This window comes from Vagococcus sp. CY52-2, assembly GCF_022655055.1.
Lineage (GTDB): Bacteria > Bacillota > Bacilli > Lactobacillales > Vagococcaceae > Vagococcus.
This window is the reverse complement of the sequence record NZ_CP093384.1, coordinates 1,362,009-1,375,491: the sequence shown is the minus strand read 5'-3', so window position 1 is coordinate 1,375,491 and position 13,483 is coordinate 1,362,009. Positions and strand designations below refer to the sequence as shown.

At 32.8% G+C, this 13,483-nt stretch carries 13 protein-coding genes and 1 tRNA gene; 11 read left to right on the top strand and 3 right to left on the bottom strand.

Annotated features, from left to right (window positions below; genetic code table 11):
- The first annotated feature begins 106 nt into the window (after window positions 1-106).
- The 3 genes from MN187_RS06800 (at window position 107) to MN187_RS06790 (ending at window position 3,646) form a co-directional block, all read left to right on the top strand.
- Window positions 107-2,065, top strand: a complete 1,959-nt coding sequence (locus MN187_RS06800; RefSeq protein ID WP_241699178.1) for an alpha/beta hydrolase family protein — start codon at window positions 107-109, stop codon at window positions 2,063-2,065.
- Window positions 2,062-3,033: a biotin--[acetyl-CoA-carboxylase] ligase gene (locus MN187_RS06795; protein ID WP_241699177.1), complete on the top strand. Its 972-nt coding sequence runs from the start codon at window positions 2,062-2,064 to the stop codon at window positions 3,031-3,033. The genes MN187_RS06800 and MN187_RS06795 overlap by 4 nt, the downstream gene beginning before the upstream one ends.
- 76 nt (window positions 3,034-3,109) lie before the next feature.
- Window positions 3,110-3,646 (top strand): biotin transporter BioY, encoded by a 537-nt coding sequence (locus tag MN187_RS06790; RefSeq protein WP_241699176.1) that lies wholly within the window; start codon window positions 3,110-3,112, stop codon window positions 3,644-3,646.
- 140 nt (window positions 3,647-3,786) lie between these two features.
- Here MN187_RS06790 and MN187_RS06785 read toward each other — a convergent pair whose 3' ends face one another.
- The gene (locus MN187_RS06785) at window positions 3,787-4,674 is read right to left on the bottom strand and encodes a polysaccharide deacetylase family protein (protein WP_117973077.1); all 888 of its coding nucleotides are present in this window, start codon (window positions 4,672-4,674) and stop codon (window positions 3,787-3,789) included.
- A gap of 138 nt (window positions 4,675-4,812) precedes the next feature.
- On the opposite strand from MN187_RS06785, the gene recJ reads away from it, so the two are divergent.
- Together recJ and MN187_RS06775 are read left to right on the top strand one after the other, a co-directional pair.
- Window positions 4,813-7,122, top strand: a complete 2,310-nt coding sequence (recJ, locus tag MN187_RS06780) for a single-stranded-DNA-specific exonuclease RecJ (RefSeq protein WP_147340779.1) — start codon at window positions 4,813-4,815, stop codon at window positions 7,120-7,122.
- Window positions 7,119-7,631 (top strand): adenine phosphoribosyltransferase, encoded by a 513-nt coding sequence (locus MN187_RS06775; protein ID WP_117973076.1) that lies wholly within the window; start codon window positions 7,119-7,121, stop codon window positions 7,629-7,631. The genes recJ and MN187_RS06775 overlap by 4 nt, the downstream gene beginning before the upstream one ends.
- Before the next feature lie 24 nt (window positions 7,632-7,655).
- On the opposite strand, the gene MN187_RS06770 is transcribed toward MN187_RS06775, so the two are convergent.
- On the bottom strand, window positions 7,656-8,183 hold the full coding sequence (locus MN187_RS06770; protein WP_117973075.1) for a P-loop NTPase family protein: 528 nt from the start codon (window positions 8,181-8,183) through the stop codon (window positions 7,656-7,658).
- Between the two features lie 171 nt (window positions 8,184-8,354).
- On the opposite strand from MN187_RS06770, the gene MN187_RS06765 reads away from it, so the two are divergent.
- Window positions 8,355-8,427 (top strand) — tRNA-Thr (locus MN187_RS06765).
- A 44-nt stretch (window positions 8,428-8,471) separates the two neighbouring features.
- Here the strand turns inward: MN187_RS06765 and MN187_RS06760 are convergent.
- Window positions 8,472-8,804, bottom strand: coding sequence for a zinc ribbon domain-containing protein YjdM (locus tag MN187_RS06760; protein WP_117973074.1), 333 nt, complete (start codon window positions 8,802-8,804; stop codon window positions 8,472-8,474).
- 170 nt (window positions 8,805-8,974) lie between these two features.
- Between MN187_RS06760 and mltG the strand changes: the two genes are divergently transcribed.
- The 5 genes from mltG (at window position 8,975) to MN187_RS06735 (ending at window position 13,473) form a co-directional block, all read left to right on the top strand.
- On the top strand, window positions 8,975-10,261 hold the full coding sequence (gene mltG / locus MN187_RS06755) for an endolytic transglycosylase MltG (protein WP_233519177.1): 1,287 nt from the start codon (window positions 8,975-8,977) through the stop codon (window positions 10,259-10,261).
- A 171-nt stretch (window positions 10,262-10,432) separates the two neighbouring features.
- The gene (gene greA, locus MN187_RS06750; RefSeq protein ID WP_117973073.1) at window positions 10,433-10,906 is read left to right on the top strand and encodes a transcription elongation factor GreA; all 474 of its coding nucleotides are present in this window, start codon (window positions 10,433-10,435) and stop codon (window positions 10,904-10,906) included.
- 137 nt (window positions 10,907-11,043) lie between these two features.
- Complete coding sequence (gene liaF / locus MN187_RS06745) at window positions 11,044-11,775, top strand: cell wall-active antibiotics response protein LiaF (protein WP_117973072.1); 732 nt, start codon at window positions 11,044-11,046, stop codon at window positions 11,773-11,775.
- Window positions 11,772-12,848 (top strand): sensor histidine kinase, encoded by a 1,077-nt coding sequence (locus MN187_RS06740; RefSeq protein WP_117973071.1) that lies wholly within the window; start codon window positions 11,772-11,774, stop codon window positions 12,846-12,848. Before liaF ends, MN187_RS06740 begins: the two co-directional genes overlap by 4 nt.
- Window positions 12,841-13,473, top strand: coding sequence for a response regulator transcription factor (locus MN187_RS06735; protein WP_117973070.1), 633 nt, complete (start codon window positions 12,841-12,843; stop codon window positions 13,471-13,473). Before MN187_RS06740 ends, MN187_RS06735 begins: the two co-directional genes overlap by 8 nt.
- The last annotated feature ends 10 nt before the right edge of the window (window positions 13,474-13,483 follow it).

Here is a 13,483-nt window from a genome sequence, read left to right as displayed (position 1 = left end):
TAAAAAGATGACCTTGTCTGCGGATGATGTCATCTTTTTTTGTGTAAAACTAGTATATTTTTAAGGGTTGATTTACAATGAGACTAATAAAGAAAGGAATGAGTCTATGAAAACAATAACGAAAGAAAGTTTATTTGAACTAAATAGTTTATCCCAACCTATTTCAGTGGGAAATATCATCTTTTTTATGGAGCATTCGATTAATAAAGAGAGTAATCAATACGAATCTCGTATTTATAGTGTAGATAAACAGACAAAAGAGCGTCGATTATGGAGTGGTGAGGAGACTTCAATTAGTCAGTTGAAAATATCACCAAATAAAAAATGGCTAAGCTATGTGAGTAAAGTTGGCAAAAAACTTCATTTAAAAATCCAATCACTAGATGGAGGTAGTGCCTATAGTTTGATGCAAAAAGATTCTTTTTCGGATTACATTTGGAATGAATCAAGTAGTGCGATTTATTTTGTCCAAACGAAATCAACTGATGAAAAGAAAGAAGAAAAGATTTTAGAGCAACCAAAAAGATGGAATAAATTGATTTATAAACTAGATGGAGCTGGATTATTAGACTTGAACGCGACGTATCAATTAAGTAAGATAATGCTAGCAACGAAAGAAGAAAGCATCCTATTTGAAACTACTGATGAAATCAATTTAACCTATGTTTCTAAAGATGAAAGCTATGTGTTACTTGGACGAGATAAAGAACCACAAGATGAGTGGGATTATGGTAGTACATTGTATAAATATGATTTATCAACAAAATCTCTGATGAATTTAACAGAGTCATTGCCTAAAGGAAGTTTTTATTATGGTAAAATGAATCCTACTGAAGAAGATTTATTATTAGTTGGAAATACCTTTGAATATGGTTTTGTTACCCAAAATAAATTGTATCACTATGACATGAAAAGTGGTTTCTTAACCTGTTTAACTGAAAGCTTAGATGAAGAAGTAGGTGACGCTATTGTTGGAGATTTCCAACAACAAGTAAGAGGAGTCGATATTGACTTTTTAACTTCTGATACTTTTATTTTCCCCGTGACTCATCATGGTAAAATTGTGTTATACAAGGGTGATTTTGATGGTAATTTAAAAAAAATATATGATGAAAAAAATCATCTAACAGATGCGTATTTAACAGGTAGTGAACTGATTGTGACGTATTCAACATTAATAGAGCCATCAGTTTTAGCGACTTTATCTTTAGAAGATGTCACATTAAAAACAGTATACAATCCAAATGAGTTAATTTTAAAAGATATGATATTATCAACACCACAAGAGTTTTGGTACGAATCTGAGGAGGATGTATCCGTTCAGGGATGGTATGTGCCACCTGTATTAAGTGAAAAACAGCATCCAGCCGTTCTATATATTCATGGTGGGCCTCAAGTATGTTATGGTGAAACGTTCTTCCATGAAATGCAATACCATGCGGCAAATGGTTATGGCGTGATTATGTTAAATCCAAGAGGTGGACAAGGTTACGGCCAGGAATTTGTTAGTGCGATATTAGGAGATTATGGCAATAAAGACTATACGGATTTGATGGTAGGGTTAGATGCTGTGTTAACAGAACATCCTGAAATTGATGAGAAAAAATTAGTGGTTGCTGGTGGAAGTTATGGAGGCTTTATGACAAACTGGATTGTTGGCCATTCTAAACGATTTCAAGCGGCAGTGACACAACGTTCTATTTCTAACTGGATTAGTTTTTATGGGACAAGTGATATTGGGGCATTCTTCGTAAAATATCAGTTATTAACTGATTTACCAAATATTTCAGATATGTGGAAGTTATCACCATTAGCTTACGTAGAACATGGGCAAACACCTTTACTTGTTTTACATGGAGAAGACGATTTACGTTGTCCAAAAGAGCAAGGTGAGCAGATGTATACAGCGATGAAACGCTTTAACGTGCCTACTGAAATGGTTGTGTATCCGAAATCGAGTCATGGCTTATCAAGAGGAGGATTACCTCATTTACGTTTAGCTCGTCTGACAGATATTTCATCATGGTTTGATAAGCATTTAAACAATGGAGAGACAATAAAATGAGTGTAAAAGACAAAACATTAGCAATGTTAGAAAATCATCGGGGAGAGTTTTTCTCCGGTGAAAAACTAGCTGAAACATTAGGTGTTTCAAGAAATGCTGTTTGGAAGGCGGTTAAACAATTAGAAACAGAAGGCTATCCAATTAAAGCCGTAAAAAGTAAAGGGTATTCACTAGAAGAAACAAGTGATAAGTTGTCTCTGCAGGGAATGTTACCATTTTTGGATAAGTCGATTGATTCAAGTTTAATTCAAGTTTATGAGTCGATTGATTCAACCAATAATTTAGCAAAAGAGTTAGCTGTGTCAGGAGCTGCAAATGGGACAGTGATTATTGCAAACGAACAAACAAAGGGGCGTGGAAGATATGGGAAAACATTTGAATCGCCAAAAGATTCAGGTATTTATATGAGTATCATACTAAGACCTGAAGAGATGCCGCAAATTGATCCATCTCTTATGACAGCCTATTCAGCGGTTGTTGTCTCAGAAGTGTTAGAACAATTATCCGGTGAAATAATAGGTATAAAATGGGTTAATGATTTGTTTTTAAATGGAAAAAAAGTATGTGGTATCTTAACAGAGGCGGTTAGTAATTTAGAAACTGGACGTTTAGATTGGATTGTAGTCGGTATTGGTATTAATGTATCAACTAAATCTGAGCTATTTTCAAAAAACGTTCAATCTGTTGCAACAGCATTGTTTAACAATAAAAATACGATAAGAAATAAAATTGCTGCTAACGTTATCAATCAATTTTTCTTACAAGCTTCTAACATGATGCAAAAAAGTATGATGCAACAGTATCGTGAAAAATCTATCGTAGTTGGTCAACTGGTTTCCATTGTGTCAGGAGCAGATTCTTATGTTGCTCAAGTGGAAGATATTAAAGATAATGGCTCTTTGATGATTAAATTGTCTAATGGGGAAACAAGAGAGTTGAGATTTGGTGAAGTGTCGTTAAAACTATAATAGTCACCTTTTTTTATTTTTTTAGTTGACTAACCTTTTCTTTTTGTTATAATAAAAAATGAAAAGGGGAGAAATAATGACAAAATTTAAAACATTTGATTTAACAAAAATTGCTTTATTTACTGCTGTGATAGTTGTCTTATCACAAATTAGTATTCCAATGCCATATGGTGTCCCAATGACGTTACAAACATTTATTATTCCATTGGCAGGCGTATTACTTGGAAAAAGATCAGGCACTATGTCCACAATATTATATGTTTTGTTAGGATTAATTGGTTTGCCTGTTTTTGCAGGATTTTCTGGAGGAGCTGCTATTGTATTTGGTCCAACAGGAGGTTTTATTTTAAGTTTTCCCATTATGGCATATATTGCAGGTTGGTTTGCAGAACGTGAGAATATTGTGTTCCTATATATAGGATTATTTTTAGGAGCGATGATTAATTTTTTAGTAGGCTTTATTGTGTTTCATCTTGTAACGGGAAGTAGCTTATCTGTGGCTTTTGCAGCAACAGTGTTACCATTTATTCCAACAACAATTATAAAAGTTATTGTCATTGGATTGGTATCACAAAAATTAAGACCGTTAGTAAAAAATAAAGTATTAGTATAGAAAAAAAGTTGACTAGAAAGCCTTAAAATAGAAAAAAAACCATGAAATCCGTTAATTCCAACGTTGATTTCATGGGTTTTTTATTTTGTTAGTTGAGTGTTTTTATTTAAAAAATCATTTTCTAGTCAGTCTTTTTTGTGTTATTGAGCTGATAGTAGGTAGTTTCCAAAGGCTTCTTTGTCATATCCGGGAGAAATTCTAACACGTTTTAAAGCAAATAAGCCATCATTCTTACTAGCATATCCAGGTTCGGTAGTCAGTGCTAATTTATACCCCACATTTTCTGCTTCTTTTTCAACTCGTTCATCATATCGACCAGCTGGATAACAAACGACTGATGTATTCTGATTTAGAGTAGTATCCATCCAAGTTTTAGAATCTGCTAGCTCTGTATGAATTTGTTCATCACTTAATGTGTTTAAATCCAAATGGCTTACAGTATGACTTTCGATTGAAATAAAGCCACTGTCAATCATTTTTTTCATATCGTCTTCATGAAAATAATATTGATTATCTAGTTTTGAGGTAATGTAATTAATAGTCGCATTCATTTTTAAATCTTCTAATATTGGAAAGCCTTCAGTAAAATTATTTAAGTAACCGTCATCTAAAGTAACCCAAACGATATTTTCTTTTGGTTTTTTATTTTCTGTTAATACAACGTAGGCCTCTTCAGGAGTTAACGTATAATAATCATGTTCTTTCAACCATTCCATATGTTGTTTAAATTCTTCAGGTGGGAGTTTCAAGGTGTTACCATCATCACTTTTAGTTAAACTATGATACATTAAAATTGGAAAAGAAATAGTTGTATCGCTGGTTATCCAATTAGACGTATCAATGTCACCAGAATGTTTTTTCTTTTCAGATGTCTGAGTTGTTTCTTGGTTTGCTACATCAACTAAACTAGATGATGCGGTTGTTTTAGCAGTCTTTAGTTGATTATGTGGTTGAAATAATTTTACACCCAAAATAATAAGTTCAACAGATAATAGGATAACTAAAAACCATAGTATTTTTTTCTTCATTTGTTGCCTCCTTGTCTTGTCTATAGTATCAAAGCACTCTTTAGATTGGCAAGTATTTGTTGAAAGAATTGAGCTATGTTAAACTGTTTAAGGTGAGTTAAGCAGAATTAATAGATAAAATAGAATGGAAGTGTTTGGGTGAAACAATCTCAATTTAAATGGGAAGAGCAATCATTATCTGAAGAACAACAACAACTTATTGAAGTGTTTAAAGAAAATAAATTTTCTCCAATTATGAGTGAATTATTAGTAAAACGTGGTGTATCAACTTTAGAAGAAGCACAATCTTTTTTGACCCCTACATTAGCAGCTACACATGACCCTTTTTTGTTATACGATATGGACAAAGCCGTTAGTCGTATTCAACAAGCTATCGAACAAGGCGAAAAAATCTTAATATATGGTGATTATGATGCAGATGGTATTACCAGCACAACTGTGTTAAAAGAAGCAATTGAATTGATTGGTGGAGAAGTAGAGTATTATTTACCAGATCGATTTGTTGATGGGTATGGACCTAATATAGAAGTCTATCAATATTATATTAATCAAGGAATTAATTTAATTGTGACAGTCGATAATGGTGTGAGTGGTCATGAAGCGTTAATGTTTGCAAAAGAGCAAGGAGTAGATGTGATTGTCACAGATCATCATGAGTTGCCAGCTGAATTACCTGAAGCGTATGCAATTATTCACCCAAGACATCCGTTGGGAGAGTATCCATTTAAAGATTTAGCAGGAGTTGGTGTAGCATTTAAAGTTGCCACTGCCCTTTTAGGTGAAATTCCTATGGAAAGCTTAGATTTAGTGGCAATTGGAACAGTAGCTGATTTAGTTTCTTTAACTGGAGAAAATAGAATATTAGTTAGTTCCGGATTGAAAATATTAAAACAAACTGAGCGAGTTGGCTTGCATGCTTTAGCAGAAATTGGGAACTTAGATTTAGCCAATGCAAATGAAGAAGCGATTGGATTTGGCATTGCCCCTAGATTAAATGCAATGGGACGATTAAAAAGTGCTATGCCAGCTGTAGAGTTAATGACAACATTTGATGATGAAGAGGCAATGAGTATTGCAACAGATATTCAAGAAACCAATGCTGAACGTCAAGCTTTAGTTAAAGATATTACAAAAGATGCTTTAGAAATGGTTGATGCTATGGGAGAGTTGCCTATCTATGTTTTGTATAAAGAAGAGTGGCATGAAGGGGTATTAGGTATTGTTGCAAGCCACATTGTCAGACAAACACAACGACCAACCATTGTTTTAACGAAAAACAATGATACACAATTATTAAAAGGATCTGGAAGAAGTATTGCTAACATTGATTTATTTCAAGTTTTATCACAAATAAAAGAGCAATTTGTGTCTTTTGGTGGACATCATATGGCAGCAGGGCTATCATTTGAGTCGGGTAAATTAGATGAAATTAAGAATGATTTGATTAAGATTGTGTCTCCTTTAATAACGGATGAAACCAAAGAAATTTTAACAATTGATGCGAGACTTGAACTCTCAGATATTTCAGTTGAACTAATTGAGGAATTAACTCAGTTATCTCCTTTTGGAACAGGTAACCCATCACCACATTTTTTATTTGAAAAAAATCAAGTGAATGGAATGAAAAAAATTGGGACAGATAACAATCATCTAAAGGGACAATTAGTTCAGACTACTAGTCAAATTGATTGTATTGCATTTGGAAAAGGGGATGCAATAGATGAACTAGTGACAGGGGAATCGGTTGATGTAGTAGGAAAGTTATCCATTAATGAGTGGAATGGGTTTAGGAAAGCTCAATTAATGATGGAAGATTATCAGGTATCTGGCATTCAAATTTTTGATATGCGTGGTGGCAAAACCAATGATTTTGATCAGCTATCAATTAATCCTGCTTATGTCATTTTTAATGATGAAACGCCCGTAGATAATATACCGACAGACCGTTTGTATCATGTTAAAACTAAAAAAGATATTGAGATTTTAAAACAATTTAAAGAGATGGTGTTTGTTGATTGCCCTTATGATTTAGAAGTAGTTTCATCTTTAGTGTCATTGTGTGATATTCATCGTTTGTACTTGTGGATAAACGTCTCGACAGAACATTATTTATCAGGCGTTCCAACACGAGAACAGTTTAGTAAAGTGTTTAAATTGGTTCAAACGCAAGAAAGTCTAGATGTGCGTTATAAATTAATAGAGCTATCCAATTATCTACAAATATCTAAAAATCATTTAATTTTTATCATAAAAGTGTTTTTTGATTTAGGATTTGTTACAATAGAAGATGGTTTGATGAGTAAAGTTGCCAATCCTAGTGCTAAAGCTTTAGAAGAAAGTGACGTTTATCAAGCCTACCTACATAAAATTGACATGGAAAAACTATTTTTATATAGTAATGTAGCAGATATTCGTCATTGGATATCGCAACAGGAGGAAGACAGATGAATTTAAAAGATTATATTGCTAGTATCCCTAATTACCCTCAAGAAGGTGTTGTCTTTAGAGATATTTCGCCGTTAATGGGAGACGGAGCAGCCTATCAAGAAGCCACAAACCAAATTGTAACATATGCTAAAGAACGTGGAGCTGAAATGGTTGTTGGACCAGAAGCTCGTGGTTTTATTATTGGTTGTCCAGTTGCTTATGAACTAGGTATAGGGTTTGCACCAGCTCGTAAAAAAGGAAAATTACCTCGTGAAACGATTGAAGTAGACTATGGTTTAGAATATGGTGAAGCAACATTAACACTTCATAAAGATGCGATTAAACCCGGTCAAAAAGTGATTATTTGTGATGATTTATTGGCAACAGGCGGTACAATTGCAGCCACAATTGAATTAGTGGAGCAATTAGGTGGGGAAGTAGTTGGATGTGCTTTCTTAGTGGAATTAAATGAGTTAAATGGTAGAAAAAAAATTGAAGATTATGATATTCTAGCATTAATGGATTTCTAGATATAGAAAAAAACGATAAGGAAGCTATTTCTTATCGTTTTTTTTGTTTGTAGAGTAAAAATATTGTCGTAATTCTCTGTGAACGCGTTTTATATCTTCAGGGGACTCTAAAATTAACAATTTACCGTGGTCAGTAGTTAAATTTTTTTTAATATCTGGTAGACGTTTTTTGAAACGGTTGTTCCATTTATAAAGTTTGAACATACGTTTAATGGTTTTTTTTCGTTGAGTAAATGTTTTATTTTTAGTAAAACATTGAGTAAAAGCTCTCTTGGTAACACGATACTGTGTCAGATAGATAGGATAATCAAGAATGATAATTAAATCTGCTTCTTTTGTCGCTTTGTCTGTCCAGTGACTAACTTGAACGCCTTCTACAATCCAATTAGGTAGTTCAGAAAGATGGGTATTAAGTTGATGGTAACGCTTGTTTTTATCTTTTATTTTTAAGTAGTCATCTAAAGAGATTCCTTGTATGTGATACTTTTCTTGAAGCTTAATAGCTAAAGATGTTTTACCGCTACCTGCATACCCAATAATTCGTATTTTCATTCTAATTTGATTCTCCAGTCAATCTTTCTGTACATATCGTACAATAAATGCTGGTCTTTTTCAATAAAATACACTAATAAAAAAATTAATGATAAAAGAAGTGGTGATATTATTAAATTGTTTGTTGACAATTTTTAGTATCATGGGTATGATATGGAGTGTAATTTAATTGCCGCCTTAGCTCAGCTGGTAGAGCACCACCATGGTAAGGTGGGGGTCGTCGGTTCAAGTCCGACAGGTGGCTTACAAAGAAGAAATATCACTAGGATGATTTCCTAGTGATATTTTTTATAGTTTTTTAACAAATTCAGATTTTAATTTCATTGGTCCAAATCCATCAACTTTACAGTCAATGTCATGATCGCCTTCTACTAAGCGAATATTTTTAACTTTAGTTCCTTGTTTGATTGGTTGACTAGCGCCTTTTACTTTTAAGTCTTTGATAACTGTGACTGAGTCACCATCTACTAACGGATTTCCAAACGCATCTTTTTTTACAATCTCTGTTATTTTTTCTTCTTCTTTAGACCATTCATGTGCACATTCAGGACATACATACATTAGTCCATCCTCGTATGTGTAAGTTGATTGGCATTCTGGGCAATTTGGTAATGTTTCCACTGTCTTACCCTCCTTTCGACCATTTATTTTATTGTATCTTATTTGTTATAAAAAAGAAAGTTGCATTTAAAAAGTTAAAGATTCATGTTTAAATATAATAAGGTATTTGGATTTTTATTATAATCATGTATAATGATAGAAGCAAATTTAAATAAAAGGAGGCCCCTTTTTTGACTGATAAAAATGATGACTTTAATCGTGAAGATGAACATAAGACGGGAAAAGAGTTGAAGGATTATGTTCTTGACTCAATGCAGTCAGAGGATGCAGAAAAAGAAGAACCAACCAATCATACAACAAATGATACCTATAAACGTAGTAGAGAAAGAAGTTCTAGTAGAAGGCAAGAACAAAGCTATAAGGGACGTAAAAAAGAAAATAACATGGTAAAAAAAATTGTACTAATTATTGTAGCCGTTCTTATTTTGACATTATCTATTGCTGGATTTTATGCGTATCAATATTTTACATCTAGCCTAAAGCCGTTAGATAGTAGTAATCAAAAATTAGTCCAAGTGGAGATTCCTCAAGGGAGTAGTAGCAAGCAAATTGGTCAAATATTAGAAAAAAATAAAATCATTAAAAGTGGTTTGGTTTTCTCATATTATGTCAAGATGAATAATAAAGCAAACTTCCAAGCAGGTTATTATCAAATGTCTCCAAGTATGACATTAGAAGCAATTACCAATAGTCTAGAAGAAGGTGGAACGGATGAGCCAGTATCGTTAGCAGATGCTAAAATCACAGTTCCTGAAGGATATTCTGTTGATCAAATTGCTGAATTATTTAGTAAAGAAACGAAATTGCCTAAAGATGATTTCCTAAATGTCATGAAAGATGAGGATTTCTTTAATGAATTAGTCAAAAAATACCCTGATCTCCTAACTAGTGCAAAAGAAGCTAAAGATGTCAGGTATCGTTTGGAAGGGTATCTATATCCTGCCACCTATTACTACTATAAAGATGTCCCAATTAAAGATATGATAACGCAAATGGTTGATAAAACGAATCAAGTATTAGCTCCATATTATGACCAAATTAAAGAGAAAAAAATGACAGTACAAGAAGTATTAACACTTGCTTCTTTAGTTGAAAAAGAAGGTGTAACGCCTGATGACCGACGTAAAATTGCTCAAGTCTTTTTAAATCGATTGGCAATCGATATGCCGATTCAATCTGATATATCGATTCTTTATGCGATGGATGAGCATAAAGTTCATCTATCTGAAAAAGATACACAAGTTGATTCACCATATAACTTGTATACTAATAAAGGGACTGGACCAGGGCCATTTAATAACCCTAGTCAACAAGCTATTGAATCTGTTCTAAATCCAGAAGCAACGGATGCTCTATATTTCTTAGCTGATGTATCAACGGGTAAAGTGTACTACGCTAAAACATATGATGAACATTTAGCGAATAAAAAAGAGTATATTGATGACAAAAATAATTAATTTTTATGATATTAAACGTTTCATAAAATAAAGAGTTTACATTTTTCAAACAACGTGGTATTGTGTTTTGTATATTAAATAGGGTAAGCTTTTCTGATACGAATTTATCAGGAAAGCTATTCCTTTATTAGAAAATAAGCTAATATAAATTAGTTAAGGAGAAGTGAGAGTATTATGGAAAAAGTCTATCCTGTGACTTTAGAAGGTAAATTAAAATTAGAAGAAGAATTAGAAATGCTAAAAACAGTCAAACGTAAAGAGATTGTTGAACGCATCAAGATTGCAAGAAGTTTTGGTGATTTATCTGAAAACTCTGAATATGAATCAGCTAAAGATGAACAAGCCTTTGTAGAAGGTCGTATTACAACGTTGGAAAACATGATTCGCTTTGCACAAATTATTGATAGCAACAGTGCTGATAAAGATACGGTATCTTTGGGTAGAACTATAACGTTTGTTGAATTACCTGATGGTGAAGAAGAAGAATACACAATTGTTGGTAGTGCAGAAGCAGATCCATTTGAAGGGAAAATTTCAAATGACTCTCCAATTGCTAAAGCGTTATTAGGGCATAAGTTAAATGATATTGTTAAAATTGAAACACCAGGTGGAAGCATGGATGTTAAAATACAAAAAATTTCTTAAAAGTTATGCTATAGCATAACTTTTTCTTTTGAATTTAAGACTTAAGTCTGATGGAAGATTCAATCTTTTGAAGTTGTGTGATCTATTTAAGAAACGTTATAATAAATGAAAAGAAAAATAAAAGGAGCCGATTTATTGTGCGTAGCTCATGGAGAGTATTTATTGTGATTGAGTCATTATTATTATTATGGGCTTTTTATCAGATGCTTGGAAACGTTCCAGCTATTATTTTTTTAACATTTGCGTTAATTAATTTATTTTATGTAGTAAAGAAAAATAGAAAAACCTCTTTTAATCAATTTCAACTGATAGCTTCTATTATTATTATCGTGTTGTCCTTACTTAGTAGTCCAGCTATTTGGTTAGCTCTAGCATTGGCTATTATTTATTTTGGTCTTATAATGGGAGAGATATCAGAAGTTAGATTATTTAATTTTGCTCCTTGGAAGAAAAAGCAAATTAAAATGATTCAAACAACTAGTCATAATGTTAGATCAGGTAAACGATTTAAACGACCTTGGATTGGTAGTCAACGTCTTGGAAATGATGCTTATGAGTGGGATGATATTAATTTTTCAGTCGTTATTGGGGATACGATTATTGATTTGGGAAATACATTATTACCTAAAGAAGACAATGTAGTTATTATCAGAAAAGGTTTTGGTCGTACTCGTATTTTAGTTCCAACTGGGATAGGTGTGATGTTAGAACATTCAAGTATGCGTGGGGCAGTTCATTTTGATCAAGAAGTCTATCATTTAAATAATGAATCCCTCAAGTTATATAGTGAAGACTATGATGAGTCTACACGACGTTTAAAGATAATTACCAATACACTATTTGGAGATTTAGAGGTGATTCGTGTATGATGTCTAAAAAGAGTCGTCCTCTTATCTTTTTTTATTCGTTTTTATTAACGTTCATTGTATTAATAGTGACGCTTTACACATATTTTTATGCGAATAATCAACGTAAATGGATGCTTGAATTAATCACGACTCGTCTATTTAAAGTGCCTATTATTGTATATATTGTATTGATAGCCATTGCAGTTAGCGGGATTGTATTCTCAATTTTATATTTATTTAATCGACATACATATGGTAAAATTGAGGAACAATTACACTTTTTAAGTGTTGGTAATTATGATCATAGTATTTTTTCAAATAAGGGGAAACAATATCAAGAAGATAGTTTGATTGATGAATTGGAGCAAGATGTTCAAAATATCCGTTCAAAAATGTTATCTATGTCAAAAGAACTACAAGAGATGAGTGCCATTCCTAAACAGGTAAATGGTGAGTCGAAAGAAGATATTATTAAATCTGAAAGACAACGAATTGCAAGAGAATTGCATGATTCTGTTAGTCAACAGTTATTTGCAGCAACGATGATGTTGTCAACTTTAAATGAAGTGGTTGAAGAAATGGATATTCCAGACATTGTTGAATCTCAATTACAAGTTGTTGCTTCAATTATTAATACATCTCAATCAGAAATGCGCGCGCTATTATTACATTTAAGGCCAATTAATTTAGAAGAGAAAACATTGCAACAAGGAATCGAAATGTTATTGAAAGAATTACAAACAAAGATTAATATAGAGCTAAAGTGGCAAATAGAAAATGTATTCTTACCTAGTTCAATAGAAGATAATTTATTTAGAATCACACAAGAGCTTTTATCCAACACCTTGCGTCATGCTAAAGCTAATTTATTAGAGGTTTACTTGAAAAAAATTGATCAAACGGTTTTATTGCGGTTGGTAGATGATGGCGTTGGATTTGATGTGAAAAAAGAAAAAGTAGGCAGCTATGGTTTACGAAATATTCGTGAGCGCGTTCAAGGAATGGGAGGGATGTGTCGGATAGTTAGTTTTAAAGGACAAGGAACAAGTATTGAAATTAAAGTCCCGATTCTAAAGGAGGAACGTGATGATTAGAGTTCTGTTAGTAGATGATCATGAGATGGTTCGTTTAGGTGTGTCATCTTATTTATCCATTCAATCAGATATTGAGGTGGTAGGAGAAGCTGAGAATGGTTTGATAGGTTATGAAAAAGCATTAGAAAAAAGGCCAGATGTAATTTTAATGGATTTAGTGATGGAAGTAATGGATGGGATTGAAGCTACAAAAAAAATTTTATCAGAGTGGCCAGAAGCAAAAGTGATTATTGTGACGAGCTTCATTGATGATGAGAAGGTTTATCCAGCGATTGAAGCAGGTGCTGCTGGTTATTTATTAAAAACATCTTCAGCTAAAGATATAGCCAATGCCATTAGATCAGCGCATAACGGTGAAAAAGTACTAGAACCTGAAGTAACTAGTAAAATGATGGAGCGGTTATCTAAACCAAAAGCTCATGTTTTACATGAGGATTTAACTAATAGGGAGAAAGAAATATTACTATTAATCTCTGAAGGGAAAAGTAACCAAGAAATAGCAGATGAGTTATTTATCACATTAAAGACAGTGAAAACACATGTATCGAATATCTTATCAAAACTAGATGTAGATGATAGAACACAGGCAGCTATTTATGCGTTTAAACATGGCATTGTAAAATAATTAAGTCATT

Bases quoted from the DNA above. Each gene is read 5' to 3' on its own strand.
- MN187_RS06770 (WP_117973075.1), bottom strand. From the start codon at position 8,183: ATGAAAATACGAATTATTGGGTATGCAGGTAGCGGTAAAACATCTTTA.
- MN187_RS06740 (WP_117973071.1), top strand. From the start codon at position 11,772: ATGATGTCTAAAAAGAGTCGTCCTCTTATCTTTTTTTATTCGTTTTTA.
- MN187_RS06795 (WP_241699177.1), top strand. From the start codon at position 2,062: ATGAGTGTAAAAGACAAAACATTAGCAATGTTAGAAAATCATCGGGGA.
- MN187_RS06785 (WP_117973077.1), bottom strand. From the start codon at position 4,674: ATGAAGAAAAAAATACTATGGTTTTTAGTTATCCTATTATCTGTTGAA.
- MN187_RS06800 (WP_241699178.1), top strand. From the start codon at position 107: ATGAAAACAATAACGAAAGAAAGTTTATTTGAACTAAATAGTTTATCC.
- MN187_RS06790 (WP_241699176.1), top strand. From the start codon at position 3,110: ATGACAAAATTTAAAACATTTGATTTAACAAAAATTGCTTTATTTACT.
- MN187_RS06735 (WP_117973070.1), top strand. From the start codon at position 12,841: ATGATTAGAGTTCTGTTAGTAGATGATCATGAGATGGTTCGTTTAGGT.
- MN187_RS06775 (WP_117973076.1), top strand. From the start codon at position 7,119: ATGAATTTAAAAGATTATATTGCTAGTATCCCTAATTACCCTCAAGAA.